General features: G+C 64.7%; 18 protein-coding genes and 1 tRNA gene. 15 read left to right on the top strand and 4 right to left on the bottom strand.

Translation table 11 applies throughout. The features are described from left to right. From FJ426_RS23165 to FJ426_RS23180, 4 genes are read left to right on the top strand one after another with little or no spacing between them, the layout of a single operon-like run. Positions 1 to 777 carry a FadR/GntR family transcriptional regulator gene (locus FJ426_RS23165; protein WP_140518248.1) on the top strand — a complete coding sequence of 259 codons (777 nt, stop codon included), beginning with the start codon at positions 1 to 3 and terminating at the stop codon, positions 775 to 777. 22 nt (positions 778 to 799) lie between these two features. Further along, entirely contained in the window at positions 800 to 1,651 is an 852-nt protein-coding gene (kduI, locus tag FJ426_RS23170) for a 5-dehydro-4-deoxy-D-glucuronate isomerase (RefSeq protein ID WP_140560746.1), read from the top strand. Then, positions 1,648 to 2,412 carry a 2-dehydro-3-deoxy-D-gluconate 5-dehydrogenase KduD gene (kduD, locus tag FJ426_RS23175; RefSeq protein ID WP_140518250.1) on the top strand — a complete coding sequence of 255 codons (765 nt, stop codon included), beginning with the start codon at positions 1,648 to 1,650 and terminating at the stop codon, positions 2,410 to 2,412. Before kduI ends, kduD begins: the two co-directional genes overlap by 4 nt. 10 nt (positions 2,413 to 2,422) lie before the next feature. Next, a complete protein-coding gene (locus FJ426_RS23180) occupies positions 2,423 to 2,761 on the top strand; it encodes a cupin domain-containing protein (RefSeq protein WP_140825530.1) in 339 nt (112 codons plus the stop codon). A gap of 238 nt (positions 2,762 to 2,999) precedes the next feature. Here the strand turns inward: FJ426_RS23180 and FJ426_RS23185 are convergent, their stop codons facing one another. Further along, positions 3,000 to 4,421 carry a coniferyl aldehyde dehydrogenase gene (locus tag FJ426_RS23185; protein WP_140560747.1) on the bottom strand — a complete coding sequence of 474 codons (1,422 nt, stop codon included), beginning with the start codon at positions 4,419 to 4,421 and terminating at the stop codon, positions 3,000 to 3,002. A gap of 190 nt (positions 4,422 to 4,611) precedes the next feature. On the opposite strand from FJ426_RS23185, the gene recQ reads away from it, so the two are divergent. Then, entirely contained in the window at positions 4,612 to 6,453 is a 1,842-nt protein-coding gene (gene recQ, locus FJ426_RS23190; RefSeq protein ID WP_140560748.1) for a DNA helicase RecQ, read from the top strand. A gap of 1,384 nt (positions 6,454 to 7,837) precedes the next feature. Here the strand turns inward: recQ and FJ426_RS23200 are convergent. Then, a tRNA-Ser gene (locus FJ426_RS23200) sits at positions 7,838 to 7,927 on the bottom strand. Positions 7,928 to 8,501: 574 nt separating this feature from the next. On the opposite strand from FJ426_RS23200, the gene FJ426_RS23205 reads away from it, so the two are divergent. From FJ426_RS23205 to FJ426_RS23215, 3 genes are all read left to right on the top strand, one after another. Further along, positions 8,502 to 9,170 (top strand): 50S ribosomal protein L21, encoded by a 669-nt coding sequence (locus FJ426_RS23205; RefSeq protein WP_140517511.1) that lies wholly within the window; start codon positions 8,502 to 8,504, stop codon positions 9,168 to 9,170. Positions 9,171 to 9,270: 100 nt separating this feature from the next. Further along, complete coding sequence (gene rpmA / locus FJ426_RS23210) at positions 9,271 to 9,540, top strand: 50S ribosomal protein L27 (protein WP_140493012.1); 270 nt, start codon at positions 9,271 to 9,273, stop codon at positions 9,538 to 9,540. A 137-nt stretch (positions 9,541 to 9,677) separates the two neighbouring features. Further along, the gene (locus tag FJ426_RS23215; RefSeq protein WP_181167376.1) at positions 9,678 to 10,265 is read left to right on the top strand and encodes a GNAT family protein; all 588 of its coding nucleotides are present in this window, start codon (positions 9,678 to 9,680) and stop codon (positions 10,263 to 10,265) included. A 194-nt stretch (positions 10,266 to 10,459) separates the two neighbouring features. On the opposite strand, the gene FJ426_RS23220 is transcribed toward FJ426_RS23215, so the two are convergent. Further along, on the bottom strand, positions 10,460 to 11,329 hold the full coding sequence (locus FJ426_RS23220) for an endonuclease/exonuclease/phosphatase family protein (RefSeq protein WP_140517513.1): 870 nt from the start codon (positions 11,327 to 11,329) through the stop codon (positions 10,460 to 10,462). A gap of 128 nt (positions 11,330 to 11,457) precedes the next feature. On the opposite strand from FJ426_RS23220, the gene obgE reads away from it, so the two are divergent. From obgE to FJ426_RS23250, 5 genes are all read left to right on the top strand, one after another. After that, on the top strand, positions 11,458 to 12,489 hold the full coding sequence (gene obgE / locus FJ426_RS23225; protein WP_140493021.1) for a GTPase ObgE: 1,032 nt from the start codon (positions 11,458 to 11,460) through the stop codon (positions 12,487 to 12,489). Positions 12,490 to 12,496: 7 nt separating this feature from the next. After that, entirely contained in the window at positions 12,497 to 13,636 is a 1,140-nt protein-coding gene (gene proB, locus FJ426_RS23230) for a glutamate 5-kinase (protein ID WP_140517608.1), read from the top strand. Between the two features lie 3 nt (positions 13,637 to 13,639). After that, positions 13,640 to 14,926, top strand: coding sequence for a glutamate-5-semialdehyde dehydrogenase (locus FJ426_RS23235; RefSeq protein WP_140560768.1), 1,287 nt, complete (start codon positions 13,640 to 13,642; stop codon positions 14,924 to 14,926). 248 nt (positions 14,927 to 15,174) lie between these two features. After that, positions 15,175 to 15,762 (top strand): nicotinate-nucleotide adenylyltransferase, encoded by a 588-nt coding sequence (locus FJ426_RS23245; RefSeq protein WP_140560819.1) that lies wholly within the window; start codon positions 15,175 to 15,177, stop codon positions 15,760 to 15,762. A 97-nt stretch (positions 15,763 to 15,859) separates the two neighbouring features. Further along, positions 15,860 to 17,158, top strand: coding sequence for an MFS transporter (locus tag FJ426_RS23250; RefSeq protein ID WP_140560769.1), 1,299 nt, complete (start codon positions 15,860 to 15,862; stop codon positions 17,156 to 17,158). Here the strand turns inward: FJ426_RS23250 and FJ426_RS23255 are convergent, their stop codons facing one another. Further along, positions 17,159 to 18,010 carry a mechanosensitive ion channel domain-containing protein gene (locus FJ426_RS23255; protein WP_140560770.1) on the bottom strand — a complete coding sequence of 284 codons (852 nt, stop codon included), beginning with the start codon at positions 18,008 to 18,010 and terminating at the stop codon, positions 17,159 to 17,161. Between the two features lie 242 nt (positions 18,011 to 18,252). Here FJ426_RS23255 and rsfS point away from each other — a divergent pair, with 242 nt between their 5' ends. Next, positions 18,253 to 18,630, top strand: coding sequence for a ribosome silencing factor (gene rsfS / locus FJ426_RS23260; protein WP_135902362.1), 378 nt, complete (start codon positions 18,253 to 18,255; stop codon positions 18,628 to 18,630). 83 nt (positions 18,631 to 18,713) lie between these two features. Next, the gene (rlmH, locus tag FJ426_RS23265) at positions 18,714 to 19,196 is read left to right on the top strand and encodes a 23S rRNA (pseudouridine(1915)-N(3))-methyltransferase RlmH (RefSeq protein WP_140517517.1); all 483 of its coding nucleotides are present in this window, start codon (positions 18,714 to 18,716) and stop codon (positions 19,194 to 19,196) included. Positions 19,197 to 19,354: the final 158 nt, after the last annotated feature.

Consider the following 19,354-nt stretch of genomic DNA (forward strand, 5'->3'; position numbering starts at 1 on the left):
ATGGCATTGGATAGCGCAACCGACCTCAGGGTCGAGAGAAAACCCAAACTGTCGGAGACCGTCGTCGCGGCAATTCGCAGGCAGCTTCAGGCAGGCGAGATCCTGCCCGGCCACAAACTGCCGACCGAGGGCCAGTTGACCGAAACCTTCGGCGTCAGCCGCACCGTCATCCGCGAAGCCCTGGCCAAGCTCGCCGCCGATGGCCTGGTCGAGCCGCGGCAGGGCGCCGGCGTCTTCGTCACAGAGCACATCTCGACGATGTTCGGGGCGCTCGCGGCCGATATGGGCAGCAAGGATTCGATCGCACTCAACGTGCTCGAAGTGCGGCTCGCCATCGAGATCGAATCGGCCGGGCTCGCCGCTATCCGCCGCAACGCGGCCCAGGAAGCGGCGATCCAGGAAGCCTTCTTCGAGTTCGAGCGGCTGTTGCTCGCCAGCGAGCCGACCGGTCCGGCCGATCTCGCCTTCCATCGCGCCATCGCCAGCGCCACCAATAACCCGTTCTATGTCGAGATGCTCGACGTGCTCGGCCGGCGCGCCATTCCGTGCGATGTGACCTCGCCCTGGTCGACCGAGCTTGTGCAGTCCGACAGCTATCAGCGCGGGCTGCAGCGTGAGCACCTGGTGATCCTGAACGCGATCACATCCGGCGATGCCGAAGCCGCGCGCGAGGCGATGCGCACGCACCTCTCGGCCAGCCAGCAGCGCTATCGCGAGCGCCTGCATGCGCGGCAGGTCTATTATTCCGACTCGGTCAAGGCGGCCGGCGGCGAATGATCCATCTCAAGTCAGGACAGCAATGAGCCAGAACCATACCGACTACACATCGCGCTTTGCCATCGACCCCGCCGCCGCCGCGGCCATGGGGACCGACGAGTTGCGCCACAATTTCCACATCGAAGACCTGTTCCAGCCCGGCCGCGTCAGCCTGACCTACACACATTACGACCGCATGATCGTGGGCGGCGCGATGCCGGCCGGCGCGCCGCTTCGGCTGGAGGCAATCAAGCCGACTGGAACGAAAGGCTTTCTCGAGCGCCGCGAGTTGATCGCCGTCAATATCGGCGGCGCCGGCACGATCGAAGCCGGAGGCCAGCTCCATGAGCTGCAGGCGCGCGACATGCTCTATCTCGGCATGGGCACGCAGGATGTGTCATTCGCCTCAGTCGACAAGGCGGCGCCGGCAAAGTTTTATCTGCTCAGCGCGCCGGCGCATCAAACCTTTCCCAGCCGGCTGATCCGCATCGGTGACGCCAGGCGTCTCGATCTCGGCAGCAAGGAGGCCTGCAATGAACGCTCGATCTTCCAGTTCATCCATGCCGACGGGGCCAGGACCTGCCAGCTCGTCGTCGGGATGACGCAACTCGCGCCGGGCTCCATCTGGAACACCATGCCGTGCCATGTGCACGACCGGCGCATGGAGGCCTATCTCTATTTCGACCTGCCGGAGGCGGCGCGCGTCTTCCATTTCATGGGCGAGCCGGACGAGACCCGCCATATCGTCATGCGCAACGAGGAGGCCGTGCTGTCGCCCGGCTGGTCGATCCATTCAGGCGCCGGCACCTCCAGCTATGCCTTCATCTGGGCGATGGCCGGCGACAATGTCGACTACACCGATGTCGATCCGGTTGCGATGGAAGACCTGCGGTGAGCGATTTCTCCGCCTTCAGCCTGACCGGTCGGCGCATCCTCGTCACCGGCGCCAACACCGGAATCGGCCAAGGCATTGCCGTCTCGATCGCGCGCGCCGGCGGCATGGTCGTCGGCGTCGGCCGCTCCTCGATGGATGAGACGGCCGCAAGGATCGCCGCGGCGGGCGGTCGGTTCGAGGCGGTCGCGGCCGACCTTGCCGACACATCCGCCGCAGGTCCGATGCTGGAGCGCGTCTGGGACGAAAGCGGGCCGCTCGACGGGCTGGTCAACAATGCCGGCATCATCCGGCGCGCCGACGCCGTCGATCTCTCGGAAGCCGATTGGGACGAGGTGCTCGACCTCAACCTGAAGACGGCTTTTCTGCTCTGCCAAGGCTTCGCCAGGCGCGTCCTTGCCGGCGGACGCAGGGGCAAGATCGTCAACATCGCCTCGGTGCTGAGTTTCCAGGGCGGCATCCGCGTCGCGTCCTACACCGCCTCGAAGCACGGCGTGCTCGGCATCACCCGGCTGCTCGCCTGCGAATGGGCAGCGAAAGGTATCAACGTCAACGGCATCGCGCCGGGCTATATCGAAACCAACAATACGCAGGCGCTGCGCGCCGATCCCGACCGCAGCGCCTCGATCCTGGCGCGCATTCCGGCCGGCCGCTGGGGCCGGCCGGAAGACATTGGCGATGCGGCGGCCTTCCTGCTGGCGTCGGCGTCGGACTATATGCATGGCGCGGTGGTGCCAGTGGACGGCGGCTGGCTGGCGCGATGAGGATATTGCGATGAGCGAAACGAAAATCTTCTCCCAGGCCGGCGCGGGCGCCTGGACGGCGACGCCGGATGGCAACAGGCGGCGCGTTCTCCTGCACACGGATGAACTGATGATGGTCGAGTTCGCCTTCGACAAGGGCGGCGTCGGCGCCCTGCATTCGCATCCGCATGTACAGGCAAGCTACGTCGCCGAGGGCCGCTTCGAGGTGACCATCGACCGCCGGACCGAAATCATCGAGACAGGCGGCAGCTTCATCGTGCCGTCAGGCCTGGTGCATGGCGTCAAGGCGCTCGAAGCCGGCCGGCTGGTCGACAGCTTTACGCCGCACCGCGCCGATTTCCTCGCCTGAGGGCCGGCCATGCGATGAGCGATGGACGCTCGTTTCGGCGCGCTGTTTCCAAATGAAAAACCCGCGCCTCCGGAGAGGCGCGGGTCTGTTGCCTGGGCGCTTGCGCGCCGCGGTACTCGAAACGTGGCCGCAGGAAATGGAGCCTGCCGAATCATGGTGAAGATAGGCTTAACGCGCGGACGCCATGTGATAGCGCCGCCATGTGATCGCGTCGCCGGCGGCGGGCGCCGCACGGCGTTCAAGTGATGTGCCTGAGCAGGCCGAAAAGCCGTTCGAAGGTCTTGCCGTAGGGCGGACGCAGAAGGCTTCCCGCGCTCAAGCGCGACTGCAGGAAAACCGGCTTCTCCTTGCTGAAGGTGCGAAAGCCCCATTCCCCGTGATAGGCGCCCATGCCGCTGGCGCCGACGCCGCCGAAGGGTTGGTTCTCCTGCACCAGATGCAGCATGCAATCGTTGATGGTGACGCCGCCGGCGATGGTCTCGTGCAGAATGCGTTGCCGGTTGCCGCCGTCTCGCCCGAACCAGTAGAGCGCCAGCGGCCGGTCGGCCCGGTTGACATGGGCGATGGCGTCGTCGATCCCGGCATATTCGAGGATCGGCAGCACCGGCCCGAAAATCTCCTCGCGCATCAGCCGCAGGTCGGGATCGGCGTTCCTGACCAGGGTCGGCGGCAATTTGCGGCCTGTGGCGCCGAACGCCTCGCCGGCCGGGTTGATTTCGGTGACATCGGCGCCGGCGTCGCGGGCTTCCGCGATCATGGCCCGCAGGCGCTGATAATGCCGGTCGCTGACGATGGCGGTATAGTCCGGATTGTCGCGCAGGCTGGGGTAGAGCTTCGCCATAGCCGCCGCGAGTTTCTCTGCCGCGATGCCTGACTGTCCCTTGGGCACCAGCAGGTAGTCCGGCGCGATGCAGGTCTGCCCGGCATTGAGGAGCTTGCCATAGGCGACGCTGGCCGCCGCCGCATCGAGGTCGCATGAGGGGTCGAAGATCGCCGGCGACTTGCCGCCGAGTTCCAACGTAACCGGGGTCAGGTTGGCCGCGGCGGCCAGTGCGACCTGGCGGCCGACGGCCGTCGAACCGGTGAACAGCAGGTGATCGAAAGGCATCGACACGAAAGCCTTGCCGACCTCCGCGTCGCCGGTGATGACGCCGAGTTCGTCCGGTGCGAAATGCTCGGCGGCCAGGCGCGCCAGCAGCGCTGAAAAGGCGGGCGTAAATTCGGAGGGTTTGACCAGCACGCGATTGCCGGCGGCGAGCGCCGCGGTGACCGGCGCGACGGCGAGCTGGAAAGGATAATTCCAGGGCGATACGATGCCGACGACACCGAGCGGCTGCGCGACGAGCCGGTTCCTGCCCGGCAGGAACGGCAAGGTGGTGGCGACGCGCCGTTCCCGCATCCAGCCTTTCAGGTGGGACAGTGCGTGGCGTATGCCGGCCCGCACCACGAACAGCTCGGCAAGGCGGGTCTCATGCGCCGAGCGGCCGCCAAAGTCGGTGTCGATTGCCGCGCAGATGTCGGCCTCATGCCTCTCCGTGAGCGCCAGCAGCCGGGCGAGGCGATCCTTGCGGACATCGAGGCCCGGAAAGGGCTGCGCCTCGAAGGCGGCGCGCTGCTGCTCGAAGCGTTCGCCGAGAGCATCCTGTCTGGTCTGCAGCATCGCTCTCTCCCTGGTCGTCCCGGGCAAGCTTACATCGCAGCACGTGAGAGAATCCAGCAGGGGTGCTGATGTCGCAAGGGAAGGCACGAATTGGGGCCGGTGGACATGCCACCCCGCGCATCCGCGGATAGCGTTCCGGCGATCTTCGCTTTAAGAACGTTGCCTCAGCCAAACCGGGGACCATTGCGAGATGCCAATATCGACGGCGAGCGTTCCGCCGGATGCACCAGACCCCAAGCAACGCGTGCTGAAGGACGTGTTCGGCTTCGACGATTTTCGTCCCGGCCAGGCCGAAATCATGGACGCGCTGCTGGGCGGACGCCATGTGCTGGCCGTCATGCCGACGGGTGCGGGGAAATCGCTCTGCTACCAGGTTCCGGCGCTGGTCCTGGGCGGCCTTGCCATCGTCGTCTCGCCGCTGGTGGCGCTGATGCAGGATCAGGTCGCGGCGTTGCGCCTTGCCGGCGTGTCAGCCGATACGATCAACTCCTCGATCGAGCGCGAGGCCAATGTGGCGGCATGGCGCCGTGTCGCCTCTGGCCAGACGCGCCTGCTCTACCTCGCGCCGGAGCGGCTGATGACCGAGCGGATGCTCGAGGCGCTGGCCAAGCTCGACGTCAGCCTGATCGCCATCGACGAGGCGCATTGCATCTCGCAATGGGGTCCGGCGTTCCGGCGCGAATATGAGGATCTGTCGCGGCTGCGCTCCATTTTCCCGCAAGTGCCGATCATCGCGCTGACGGCGACGGCGGACGAGGCTACCCGCATCGATATCGAAGCGCGTCTGTTCGCCGGGCGCGCCGAAACCGTGGTGCTGGGTTTCGACCGGCCGAACATCAAGCTTGCCCTTGAGGCCAAGCAGGACAGCAAGCGCCAGTTGCTGCGCTTCGTCGAGCGTCACGCGGGCAAAAGCGGCATCGTCTACTGCCTGTCGCGCAAGAAGACCGAGGAGATGGCGGCCTTCCTCGAGAAGAACGGCGTGACCGCGCTCGCCTATCACGCCGGGATGAGCAAGGAGGCGCGTGAGGCGAACCAAAACGCTTTCATGACGCTCTCCGGCGTCGTCATGGTGGCGACCATCGCCTTCGGCATGGGCATCGACAACCCCGACGTCGCCTATGTCTTCCACACCGACCTGCCGGGCAGCCTCGAAGCCTACTATCAGGAGATCGGCCGCGCCGGCCGCGACGGGCGGGCAGCCGAGGCGCATATGCTCTACGGGCTCGGCGATATCCGCATGCGGCGCCTGTTCATCGACGACGAAGAATCATCACCTGAGCACAAGAGGCGCGGGCATCGCCGGCTCGATACGTTGATCGGCTATTGCGAGGCGGTACAGTGCCGCCGGCAGATCCTGCTCGGCTATTTCGGCGAACAGGCAGCGCCCTGCGGCAATTGCGACAACTGCCTCGACCAGGCGCCGCGCGCCGATGGCGGAGCGGAAGCGCGGATCATCCTGACGGCAGTCGCGCAGACCGGCGAGCGCTTCGGCGCCGCCCATGTCATTGACATCCTGCTCGGCCACGAGACCGAGAAAGTACTGGCGAGAGGCCATCAAACGCTGACCAGTTTCCGGGCCGGCGCGGCGTATAGGAAAACGGTCTGGCTGTCGCTTATCCGGCAACTGGTCGCCGGCGGGTTCCTTGTGCCGGATCCGGACGGCCATGGCGGCCTCGCCATTTCCGAAAGCGGCCGCGCCCTCGGGCGCGGCGAGGTTGCGTTCCATTATCGCGTCGAGATGCGGGACCCTCTCGCGCGCGGCAGGAAGCGTTCCGGGGAAAGCTCCGCCGCCAGCGCCGAGGGTGTGGATGCATCGCTGCTGGGCGCGCTCAAGGCGCTGCGGCTGCGGCTGGCCAAGGAGCGGCAGGTGCCGGCCTATGTCGTGTTCTCGGACCGCACGCTGATCGACATGGCCGAACGCCGCCCGCGCGACCTCGACGCCTTCGCCGAGGTGAATGGCGTGGGAGCGGCGAAGCTTAGGGAATTCGGGGAGATTTTTCTCGCCGCGATTGCCGGGCATCATCCGAATTGAGCTGAACCGGTCGACGCGTCACGCACAGGCTACAGCGGCCATCCAGACAGAAGTGCCTTCGTGACGTCACCTCGCTGTCTGAGCTGATCAATATGGCACCGTCTGCTTTTCGGTGCCGCTTGCCGTGGCGGCTGGTGCGTTCGTCGCGTCAATGATCGACTTCCTTCGTTCCGGCGAGATCACGGAAGACCGTGCGCCAGAACGATAACCATCCTCTCGACTGTCTTCCATGCCTTGACACTGGTGCTAGATTGGCAGTCGTCAAGGCAGGCACCGCCCTGACGAACGACGAAAGGGAGGCAACAACCAATGCAAATCCGAGCCGATACCTTGATAATAGCAGCGGCTATTCTGTTGGGCAGTGGAATGCTCGCCAGGACGCAAGCTCCGCTGGCGGCGTCGCCAGCCGATTGGTTAGTGGCACCCGGCGACGGTATGATGGTGTTCAATTCCGCGTCGAGGAAAGCCTATCATTGCGCAATGATATCAGGCACTGGAAAAGCGCCTTTTGTGAGCTGCTACGCCCCAGCTACGCTGCCCTAACAGCGGGGTTGCTTCGATCAGTACCCGCGCTGCCTCCGTTGCTCGTCGCTGACTGGCGCTGTCACGCGGCCCGCCTGGACGAGCAGACGACTGAGTAGGCGACGCTGTGTCGGCGTCAGCCTGTCAACTGCTTGGCGAGCTTGCCAGTACCGTAAGCCGCCGAGCCTACCAGACGCGGCGAGACCGTCGAAATGGGGGCAGTCAGTGCGCAGTGCGCAACGGCCGTCGCCGTGCCCGCCCTATAGACCTGCATCGCCGCTTGGACGGCGCTTTTCGTGTCGACCAGGTCCGAAATCGTTCAATCAGTCTTGGCTGTGCTTGCAGCCTATGGGTGGGAGGACTTGATCCCGGCTTTAGCTGGTCGGCCCGGCGCGAGGGAAGAACAAATCGAGGCGGACGCAACCGTGATCGAGATTTCGGACTGGCCAAATGGCCGTCCGACGGTTGGAACAAATTAGGCTCGTGCGTGACCTGTTCGCCAAGCTCCCGGCGCCGGCGCATTTGGATGATGTTTCCTTATCGTTCGATGGCAGGAACACCAGCAAGCGCAGCGGACGTGTGGCCCAGGTTTTGGAAACGCTGGTTGCGACCGGACTGGCGAGAGAGGACGCAGCTGGTGGCCGCGCCCGCTATTTCGTGCCTCGATGACCCGTGGGTTTCGGCACCGGGCTCGCTGGCGAAGCTCATCGTCAGATGATTACACGGCAATCCCGATGCCAGACAATTACAGCGCCGCAGGAGCTCAGGGCTGCACGCACTCCCCCGGTGCGGCTGCTTCGCTTTAGCAAACGTTTATGGCTGGGCGGGAAAAGCCAAATAAGGTAAGGAAATCAATTCGGACTGGCGGAGAGGGAGGGATTCGAACCCCCGATGGGCTTGCACCCATGCCGCATTTCGAGTGCGGTGCATTCGACCACTCTGCCACCTCTCCGCGGTCATGGTCGGCCGTTGCCGGCGCGGCGCACTAGATAACGGCTGAACGGGCAGGTTACAAGGCCAAATCCGCCGGAAAGTCAGCTTGCGTCAGAGGCTGGCCCGGAGCGACGCGGTCCCGACCGCGGTAGACGATGCCAGCCACTTCGCCGGCCAGCAATCCGGCCAAGATTTCGAACTCGGGTTAACGAGGCCTGAGGACGCCGGTCCGGCGGTGCCGGCGACCTCCTGATAGGAATTTTTTCTTGACGGGGTGAAGGCAACTATGGTAGAGATCTGGTTATGGTGCTGAGTTGCGCCAGGGACCCGCCGCACAGGCGGGTTTTTCCGTTCAAGGCTCCATCAACAGCGCGCCGACGAAAGCTCCGAAGGAACCCGTTAGCCCGGATTCGTTGCCCTGAGAATCTGGCCGTTTGCCTTGACTCGCAACAAACCTTCGGTTAGGGACAGCGCGCAATCGGCGTGGAGGGTTCTTCCGCGCCGCTTGTTTTTTGAACCCGCAGACTGACAAAAAGACGGCCGAACCGCCACAGGCGGTTCATCGATGCCGACCGAACAGCGAAAGGCAAAAAATGTTCGCAGTCATCAAAACGGGCGGCAAGCAGTATCGCGTCGCCGCCAACGATCTCCTGAAGATCGAAAAAGTCGAAGCCAATGTCGGCGATATCGTCGAGATCGGCCACGTGCTCGCGCATGGCGAGGGCGAGAATGTCACGTTCGGCGCACCGTTCGTCGACGGCGCGGTTGTCACCGCCGAAGTCGTCGAGCAGGGCAAGAACCGCACGGTCATCGCCTTCAAGAAGCGCCGCCGCCAGAATTCGCGCCGCAAGATCGGCCATCGCCAGTTGCTGACCACGGTCAGGATCTCCGAGATCCTGCTGGGTGGCGCCAAGCCGGCCAAGAAGGCAGCTGCCAAGGCGGAAGCCAAGGCCGAGGTAGCCGCCGACGCGGCGCCGAAGGAAGCCAAGGCCAAGAAGGACGCCCCGAAGGAAGAGGCAAAGGCCGAGACCGCGGCAGCGCCGCTGTTCAAGGCGCCGAAGGGCGAGCCGGACGATCTGACCGTGATCAAGGGCATCGGCCCGGTCGCCGCCAAGGATCTCAACGAACAGGGCATCATCACCTTCGCGCAGCTCGCCAAGCTGACCGAGAAGGATGTGGCCAAGATCGACGAGAACATGCCGTTCAGCGCCGACCAGATCAAGGACTGGCGCGAGCAGGCCAAGGAACTGGCGAAGAAGTAAGGCCAACCGGCGCGAAACGTCGCCGGATCGGACTTGAAACGGAACGCGAACGCGTTCATAAGACCATTCAAGCGCCCCTGGGCGCATCGGAGTTAGTTAGATGGCACACAAGAAAGCTGGCGGCTCGTCGCGCAACGGTCGCGACTCGCATTCCAAGCGTCTGGGCGTGAAGAAGTTCGGCGGCGAAGCCGTCATCCCGGGCAACATCATCATTCGTCAACGCGGCACCACCTGGCATCCCGGCGTCAACGTCGGCATGGGTACGGATCACACGCTTTTCGCGCTTGAAGCCGGCGCCGTGACGTTCAACAAAAAAGCCAACGGCCGAACCTACGTATCGGTCAACCCGATTACCAAAGCAGCGGAGTAGCCGGTTCCGCACCACAACACCGGCAGCCCATCTCGGGAACCGGTGTCTGGAAGCCAGAAGGTTTGGCAAAGCCAGGAAAAGGATCAGGGGAGATGGGTTTCCATCTCCCTTTTTTCTTGTGCCTGGAGGACTTTGACATGGTTGCCGAAGCGGAAGACTCAGAAGACGAAAGTTATGCGATCGATTGCCCGGTGCTGGTCACCGAGCGGCTGGTGATGCGGGCTCCGTGCGAAAGCGACATCGCGCAACTGGTCGAGCTCGCCGACAACCGTCATGTCGCCGAGATGCTGGCGCGCATGCCGCATCCCTATGGCGAGGCCGAGGCACGCGCTTTCCTGGCCATGGCCAAGTCGCGCCGCGCCGGCATCGCCTATGCGCTGACGCTGGCAGGCACTGAAACCTTCGTCGGCTGCGCCGGATTGAACACCACCGACCGCGGACTGGAGCTCGGCTACTGGATCGGAGAACCCTACTGGAAGCGCGGCTTCGCCACCGAGGCGTCGCACGCCCTGGTCGATCTCGCGTTCCAGCGCACAAACATCCAGGTGCTGCATGCCTCGACGCGGGTCATCAATCCGGCCTCGCGCCGGGTGATCCACAAATGCGGCTTCCAGTATGCCGGCCAGGGCATGCTGAACTCGATTGTCGCCGGCCAGGTGCCGGTCGAGCGTTACCGCCTCGACCGGAAGACATGGACCAGCCTGCGCAACTGGGTACATTTTTGATGTGTGCCGATATTCAGGTGAGGCCGGCCTGCAAACGCTGATTTTCTGCGCTTCCGGTGCTCGCGTACTTTAAGTACGCTCCGCTCCGGTTCTCGAAAACCAACGTTTTCGGCTCGGCCTGACCTGAATCTCAGCACACATCGGCGCTGGGCCTCTGGTCAAAGGTTCGGAAAGAATCGTGCATCGATTTGGGCTCAGCCCAGTTCAGCCCATACCGGCAGATGGTCCGAGCCAACAGCCTTTCGGTCGACCCACAGGCGCTTCAGCGACCGGGCAAGCGAGGCGCTGGTGAAGATATAGTCGATGCGCTTGTGGCGGTCGGTATTGCCGGGGTCCTTGGGGTCGACCCAGCTGACGAGATCGTCGCCGGCGACATTGAGGCGCAGGGCGGCATCGACGGCGAAGTCGGCGGTCAGCGGCATGCCGAATTCGTGGTCCGGCCGGCCGGCGAGTTCGACATATTCGGGCGATCCGGCCAGCATGTTGAAGTCGCCCATGCCGACGAAGGCCTCGGGGTGCGGCAGTTCCGGCAGGCCGATCTCGGCGACGCCGGACAGCGCGCCGCCTTCAAGCGCATAGTTCAACAGGCGCCGGCGCAGGAACTGGATCTGGCTGGCGCGCTCGACCGGGCTGCGGTGATCGAGATGGATGGAATAGAAGCGGATGAAACCAAGCGGCGTCTCGATCAGCGCCTCCAGCGCGCCGCGCTGGAAGTTCATCATCTCGAAGCTGCGGCTTCGCGGCAGGAGCAGGTTGCGCGACAGATGAATGGGCGTCTTCGAAAGCACCATGTTGCCGAGTTGGAAGGTGGTGGTGATGGCGCGGCCGTTTTCGATGCGCGAGCCGATATTGGCCTCGAAATTGCTGCCATAGACGGCGAAATAGTCGGGCAGCGCCTCGCCGATCTCGGCGACCATGTCGCGTCCGCCGTTCCTGGGATTGTTGCGGGTGACCTCCTGCAGCGCGATCACGTCGGCACCGCGCACCGCGTCGGCAATGCGCGCGACATCGTACTGCCCGTCAAGACCGATGCCGTACTGGATGTTGTAGGTTACAAGCTTCATCCGTCATCTCCGGCCAACCCCGCGCGGCCACTGTCACAAAACGGCCTCGCCCTTCGCCGCGCCTTGGTTTAGAGCAAGGCGCAAGGTTTAGAGCAATGCCGCAAGGCCAATAAAGAAACTGCTGTCCGATGAAATTTCTCGATCAAGCCAAGGTCTATGTCCGCTCCGGCGACGGGGGCGCGGGTTCCGTGTCGTTCCGGCGCGAGAAGTTCATCGAGTTCGGCGGACCGGACGGCGGCGATGGCGGCCGCGGCGGCGACGTCTGGCTGGAAGCGGTCGACGGGCTGAACACGCTGATCGACTACCGCTACCAGCAGCATTTCAAGGCCAAGACCGGCACTCATGGCATGGGCCGCAACATGACCGGCGCCAAGGGCGCCGACGTCACGCTGAAAGTGCCGGCTGGAACGCAGGTGTTCGAAGAGGACAACGAGACGCTGATCTGCGACCTCACCGTGGTCGGCCAGCGCTTCCTGCTGGCCAAGGGCGGCAATGGCGGCTTCGGCAACCAGCACTTCAAGACCTCGACCAACCAGGCGCCGCGCCGCGCCAATCCGGGTCAGCCCGGCGAGGAGCTCAACATCTGGCTCAGGCTGAAGCTGATCGCCGATGCCGGGCTGGTCGGGCTGCCCAATGCCGGCAAATCGACCTTTCTCGCCTCCGTCACCGCCGCCAAGCCGAAGATCGCCGACTATCCCTTCACCACGCTGCATCCCGGCCTGGGGGTGGCACGCATCGATGCGCGCGAATTCGTCATCGCCGACATTCCCGGCCTCATCGAAGGCGCGCATGAGGGCGTCGGCATTGGCGATCGCTTCCTTGGCCATGTCGAGCGCACGCGCGTGCTGCTGCACCTGGTGTCGGCGCAGGAGGAGAACCCCGGCAAGGCCTACAAGACCGTGCGCGCCGAACTCGAAGCCTATGGCCATGGCTTGACCGACAAGGCCGAGATACTGGCCCTTTCGCAGGTCGACACGCTTGATGCGGATGAGCGCAAGAAGAAGGTCGCGTCGCTGAAGCGCGCCGCCGGCCGTGCGCCGATGCTTCTGTCGGCGGTCACCGGCGAAGGGGTCGAAGCGGTGCTGCGCGCGCTGATGGCGGTCGTGGCCGAAGCGCGCGACGCGATCGCGGCGCCGGTCGACACGCGCTGGGAAAAATAGCATGACCGTGCAGTCGCTGAAGAAATACCGGCGCATCACCGTCAAGATCGGTTCGGCGCTTCTGGTCGACCGCACCGCCGGGCTGAAGCGCGACTGGCTGGCGTCGCTGGCCGACGACATTGCCGTGCTGGCTCAAGGCGGCGCGGAAATCCTGGTCGTGTCGTCGGGCGCCATCGCGCTGGGCCGTACCATTCTGGATCTTGGAAAAAGGGCGCTGAAGCTCGAGGAGAGCCAGGCGGCCGCAGCCGTCGGCCAGATCGCGCTGGCCGGCGCTTGGTCGGATGCGCTCGGCAAGGGCGGGTTGAAATCGGGCCAGATCCTGCTCACGCTTGGCGACACCGAGGAGCGCCGCCGCTACCTCAACGCCCGGGCGACGATCTCGACGCTCTTGAAGATGAAGGCGGTGCCGGTCATCAACGAGAACGACACCGTGGCGACCTCCGAGATCCGCTATGGCGACAATGACCGACTGGCCGCGCGGGTGGCGACGATGATGGGCGCCGACCTTTTGGTGCTGCTCTCGGATATCGACGGTCTCTACACCGCGCCGCCGGCGCGTGACCCGGAGGCCAAATTCGTCGCGGTGGTCGATCGCATCACGCCTGAGATCGAAGCGATGGCGGGTGCCGCGGCTTCCGAACTGTCGCGCGGCGGCATGCGCACGAAGCTCGACGCCGGTAAGATCGCCACTGCGGCCGGCACGGCCATGATCATTACCGCCGGCACGCGGCTTTCGCCGCTGATGGCGATCGAGCGCGGCGAGCGCGCCACCTTCTTCCGGCCGAGCGCCAACCCGGTGAAAGGCTACAAGAGCTGGATCGCCGGCCAGCTCGAACCGGCGGGAAGGCTCACCGTCGATGCCGGCGCCGTCGGGGCGCTGACATCGGGCAAGTCGCTGCTGCCGGCCGGTGTGAAGCTGGTCAGCGGCAATTTCTCGCGCGGCGATACGGTGGCGATCCTGTCGCCCGAGGGTCGCGAGATCGCCCGCGGGCTGGTTGCCTATGATGCCGCGGATGCCGTAAGGATCGCAGGCCTGAAGACAACCGAAATCGAGACCGTGCTCGGCTACGAGGCGCGTTCGGCGATGATCCACCGCGACGACCTTGTGGTCAGCCTCGCGGGCGACCAAGTAACGAGCGGAGGATGAGCCATGCTGAAGCTGCATGAAAAATCCCGGAACGATACAGTGGCGACCATGGCCGACCTCGGCCGCCGTGCCCGCGCCGCCGCACGACCGCTGGCCATCGCCACGACAGCCGCCAAGAACGCGGCACTTGCCGCCATGGCGCAGGCGATCATCGCCCGCGAGCGAGCCATACTCGACGCCAACGCCAACGACATCGCGAACGGGCATGAAGCCGGCCTCTCGGCGTCCTCCATGGACCGGCTGAAACTCAATCCCGCCCGCATCCGCGCCATGGCCGAAGGCATTCGCGAAATTGCCGAACTCGGCGATCCGGTCGGTGACGTGATCGCCAGTTGGGAGCGGCCGAACGGCCTCAGGATCGAACGCGTGCGCACGCCGCTCGGCGTCATCGGCGTCATCTACGAGAGCCGGCCGAACGTCACGGCGGATGCCGGCGCGCTCTGCCTCAAGGCCGGCAACCCGGTGATCCTGCGCGGCGGCTCGGATTCGCTGAACTCGTCGTCGGTGATCCACGCTTGCCTGGTCGACGGCTTGAAGGCAGCCGGCCTGCCGCAGGACGCCATCCAGCTTGTGCCGACCGCCGACCGCGCCGCCGTCGGCGAAATGCTGAAAGGCCTCGGCGGCAATCTCGACGTCATCATCCCGCGCGGCGGCAAGAGCCTGGTCGAGCGGGTGCAGACCGAGGCCCGGGTGCCGGTCTTCGCGCATCTCGAAGGCATCTGCCATCTCTATGTCGACCGCTCGGCCAAGCTCGACATGGCAGTCGGCATCGCCGTCAACGCCAAGATGCGGCGCACCGGTGTCTGCGGCGCGGCCGAAACGCTGCTGGTCGACCGTGCGGTTGCCTCCACCCACCTGGTGCCGATCCTCGACGCCTTGCGCGCCGCCGGCTGCGAGATCCATGCCGATGCCGAGGTGCTGAAGCTGTTCTTCGACGCCAAGCCGGCGACCGATGCCGACTGGGTCACCGAATATCTCGACGCCGTCATCGCGGTGAAGCTGGTCGACGGTGTCGCTGGCGCAATCGAGCATATCGAGACTTTCTCCTCCCATCACACCGAGGCGATCGTCGCCGAGGACGCGCAGGCGGTGGAACGGTTCTTCAACGAGATCGACTCGGCGATCCTGCTGCACAATGCCTCAACGCAGTTCGCCGATGGCGGCGAGTTCGGCATGGGCGCCGAGATCGGCATCGCCACCGGCAAGATGCACGCGCGCGGGCCCGTTGGCGTCGAGCAACTGACCTCGTTCAAATACCGCGTGCGCGGCTCGGGACAGGTGAGGCCTTGACGCTTTTCGTCCAAAGGGCCTGAAGCTTGCGCCCAGCCACCCCCCTCTGTCCTGCCGGACATCTCCCCCGCAAGGGGGGAGATCGGCTGACATTTTTGGTTTCGCCGATCTTCAATGCTCCAAGATTTGTGCCTTCACCGAAGCTGCTAATCTCCCCCCTTGCGGGGGAGATGTCCGGCAGGACAGAGGGGGGTGCCTAGCGAATGCTTTCCCTGCTTGAGCAACCTATCCCGTCCAGCTACCTCAAAATGCCGCATGCCGGCAAAGGCCTTGCCGTCGGCCTGTTCGGCGGCTCGTTCAATCCGCCGCATGCCGGCCACGCGCTGGTCGCCGAGATCGCGCTCAGGCGGCTGGCGCTCGATCAGTTGTGGTGGATGGTCACCCCGGGCAATCCGCTGAAGAACACGCACGAGCTGGCGCCGCTGGCCGAACGGCTGTGCCTGTCCGAGAAGATCGCCAAGAACCCGAAGATCAAGGTCACCGCCTTCGAAGCGGCGCATCATGTGCGCTACACCGCCGACGCGCTGGCGCTGGTCAAGGCGCGCAATCCCGGCGTCGACTTCGTCTGGATCATGGGCGCCGACAGCTTGCGCGATTTCCACCGCTGGCAGCGCTGGCGCGAAATCGTCATGACCTTCCCGATCGCGGTCATCGATCGTCCGGGCGCGACGCTGTCGTTCCTGTCGTCGGTCGTGGCCAAGACCTTCGACTATGCCCGCATCGACGAAGGCGATGCGCCAAGGCTCGCCCGCATGAAGGCGCCCGCGTGGACCTTCATCCACGGCCCGCGCTCGTCGCTGTCGTCGACGGCTATCCGCGAGCAGGCGAAGGGCTGATCGGCACAGCGCCCTTTCTTCGCAAGGAGGAAGGCAAGTCTGGCAATGTCGCTTTTGCGGCGGCCTTTCGTCATCGAATGGATGATCTTGCGCTGATATGACCACTCTCGTGAAAAGCCAAACCGAAACGGAACCGAGGCACGGCGACACGCCCACGCCGCTGATCGCGATTGCCAGCGTCGTGGTGTCGATGGCGCTGATCGCCATCGGCAACGGGCTGATGTTCGCTTACATCCCCGTCCGGCTCGGCGTGGAAGGCTTCGATCCGACCTGGGCCGGTCTGATCGTCACCGGTCTGTCGGCGGGTGGTCTCGCCGGCTGCATCCTGACCGGACCGCTGGTGCGCAGGGTTGGCCATGCCCGTGCCTTCATGGTGCTGTCGGCGCTGATCGCGCTGTCGAATGCCGCAATCGGCGCCGGGCCGCACCCCCTGTTGTGGATCGCGGCGCGCGCTCTCTACGGCTTTGCCATATGCGGGCTTTTCATCGTCGCGCAGAGCTGGCTCAACGATGCCGTGGCCAACGCCATACGCGGCAGGGTAATGGCCGTCTTCTACGTCGCCTATGTCGGCGGGCTCGGCATCGGCTATGCGACGCTGGCGCTGGTCGACATCAGGACGGCGGATGCATCGCTGATCGGCATAGCCTTCACCGCGCTATCCATCCTGCCCGTCGGGATGACCCGGCTGGCCCAGCCGCCGGCGCCGCAGGCGGCATCGGTGGCGCTGCGCCGGGCCTGGCGGATTTCGCCGGTCGGCGTCGCCGGCATGCTGGCGGTCGGTGGCCTGTCCATGTCGATTTCCGGTTTTGCGCCGATCCACGCCACCGCGAAGGGGTACAGCCAGGCCGACGTGGCGCTGCTGCTTTCGGTGATGCCGCTGGGCACGCTGATCCTGCAGGTTCCGCTCGGCTGGATTTCCGACCGCACCGATCGCCGCTATGTGCTGGTCGCGGCATCCGCGATCGCCGCGGCGGCAGGGATGTTTGCGCTCGGCTTCGACGGCGGTACGCTGGCGGTGCTGCTGGTGATCTATGTGATGTGGGACGGCGCCTCGGAATCGATCTACTCGTTGGCCAGTGCGCACGCCGCCGACCGCGCCGGCAAGGACGACATGGTGGCGCTGTCGAGTTCGCTGTTATTTGCCTGGTCGCTGTCCGGCTTCATCGTGCCGGGCATCGTGACCGCGTTGTCGGCCGTCTTCGGCACGCAGGCCTTCATCTATGTGACTGTGGTCATCGCCTGCGTCTTCTGCCTGTTCGTGCTTTTGCGCGTGTTCACCACGCGGCCGGTGCCGGCAACCGAAACCGGCAGCTTCGCGCCGATGACGGCGCAAGCGCCGCTGCCGGTGGAACTGGCCTTCGCGCCGGACGAACAGCACCGGCACGGGAGCGATTGACTATTGCCGGCGGGTTTCCGGGGCCGGAGCCTGCGGTGGCGGCAGCGGGATCGATATGCGTTCGCGGTCGAATTCCTGCTTGGCCCGCTTGGTGAGATCGGCCTGGGTGGCGAAGAAATCCGCCGATGATGTCCAGTAACGCAAGGTGATCGAGACGGTGCTTTCGCCCAATGCCGCGACAAAGGCGGTCGGCGCCGGCTCACGCCTGATGCGGCGCTCGGCGGCGGCGATCGCAAGCAGCGTCTTCTGGGCGCGGTCGATGTCGTTCCAGGAGCCGATCGAGAGGGTGATGTCGCCGCGCCGCACGCCGTTGCGCGAAAAATTGCGCACCGGCTGGTTCCACAGCGTCGAGTTGGGCGCCAGGATGTAGACGCCTTCGGCGCTCCGGAGCTTGGTGGCGAAAAGGCCGATTTCCTCGATCGAGCCGGCAATGGACCCGACTTCGACGGATTCGCCGATGCGGAACGGCCGCAATGCCAAAAGCATGATCCCGGCGGCAATGTTCTGCAGCGTGCCTTGCAGCGCCAGGCCGATGGCCAGGCCGATGGCGCCGATCGCGGCGATGATCGAGGCCGTCTGCACACCGAACTGGCCGAGCACCATGATGACGACCAGAACGAGAATGGCGTAGCGGACGATCTTGGAAAAGAAGTGCCGCAGCGTCTGGTCAAAGCCGTGGATGTGGCCCAGGCCGGCAAAGATCGAGCGCTCGGCAAAGCCGGCGACGATGTAGCCGACAACCAGAAGGATGACGGCGCCGACCGCCGAAAGGGAATAGGAGACAATGAGCGCGCTGAGCTGAGAGAGCCCCGCCTGCACGGTCAGGAGGGCATTTTGCGGGTCGATCGGCATAATGGGATTCCGGTTGATCAATCAGCCGATAACCCCTGCGGAACGCCTGGGTTCCGATCTTTTGCGTGTCGCGCGGAACAAGCGGAGCCTCAATGAGTTCGCATGGAAGCGGGGCTCCGTCTTGAAACTGCAACGGAACTCTGCCTATCTAAGCGGTGTCACCCGCTTTCAGGGGTGATTTGGTTGTTCTTGCTGCGAAAGGAAATACACTGAGAACAGCACTGCGGAAGAAGGCCGACATCGTGCCTTCGCCGGCCGGGATCAGCGTAAACGACGCCGTGTCCCGCGCCATCAAGACAGTCCTTGCCAGTCTGGAAGACTCCAAGGCCGAAAACATCGTCTCAATCGACATCCAGGGAAAATCGAGCCTCGGCGACTACATGGTAGTCGCGTCGGGCCGATCGCACCGTCATGTGTCGGCTGTTGCCGATCATCTCCTCAAGGCGTTGAAGGATGCCGGCCTCGGCACGGCGCGCGTCGAGGGGCTGTCCGGCGCCGACTGGGTCCTGATCGATTCAGGCGACATCATCGTCCATGTCTTCCGCCCCGAAGTCCGCGAATTCTACAATCTCGAAAAGATGTGGCAGGCGCCGGACCTCGAGGAAGAGACCTTGCACTGAGCCGGTTGGTTGGATGCGTGCCGTGGTTCCTGGCCCATTGACGATTTTCGGGCGACACGCATCGGCGGCCCTCTGAGGCGAGGATGAAGATTACCGTTCATGCCGTGGGCCGGATGAAAAGCGGCCCCGAGAGAGAACTCGCCGACCGCTATTTCGAGCGTTTCTCCAAGAGCGGCCCGGCTGTCGGCCTCGAATTCTCCGGCATCGCCGAGATCGCCGAAGGCCGCGCCCAGAACGCCGATGAACGCCGGCGCGATGAAGGCGCAAGGCTGCAGGCGCAGTTGCAGCCCGGCTCGGCGCTGATCCTGCTCGACGAGCGCGGCAAGAACCTGTCCTCGGAAGATTTCGCCGGCCGCATCGGCCAATTGCGCGACGCTGGCCGCAAGGCGCTGGCGCTGGCCATAGGCGGCGCCGATGGCCACGATCCGTCGTTGCGCGCCCAGGCCGAGCTGGTGATGTCTTTCGGTGCGCTGACATGGCCGCACCAATTGGTGCGGGTGATGCTGGCAGAGCAGCTCTACAGGGTCTCGACGATCCTGTCCGGCCACCCCTATCACAGAACCTGAAGGTCGCATCGCACCGAATTCCGCCCCAATGCCGCGCAAGATCACGGCTTCGGGCCGGCTTTCCCTATTTTGCTCACCGGTGTGCGAAACCGCTGCACAGTTTTGGGCGATGCGCATTAATATGGTTGATGGTTCGTTAACGAAGCCGCAGATAGAGT

It is taken from the genome of Mesorhizobium sp. B2-6-4, from assembly GCF_006441495.1.
Classification (GTDB): domain Bacteria; phylum Pseudomonadota; class Alphaproteobacteria; order Rhizobiales; family Rhizobiaceae; genus Mesorhizobium.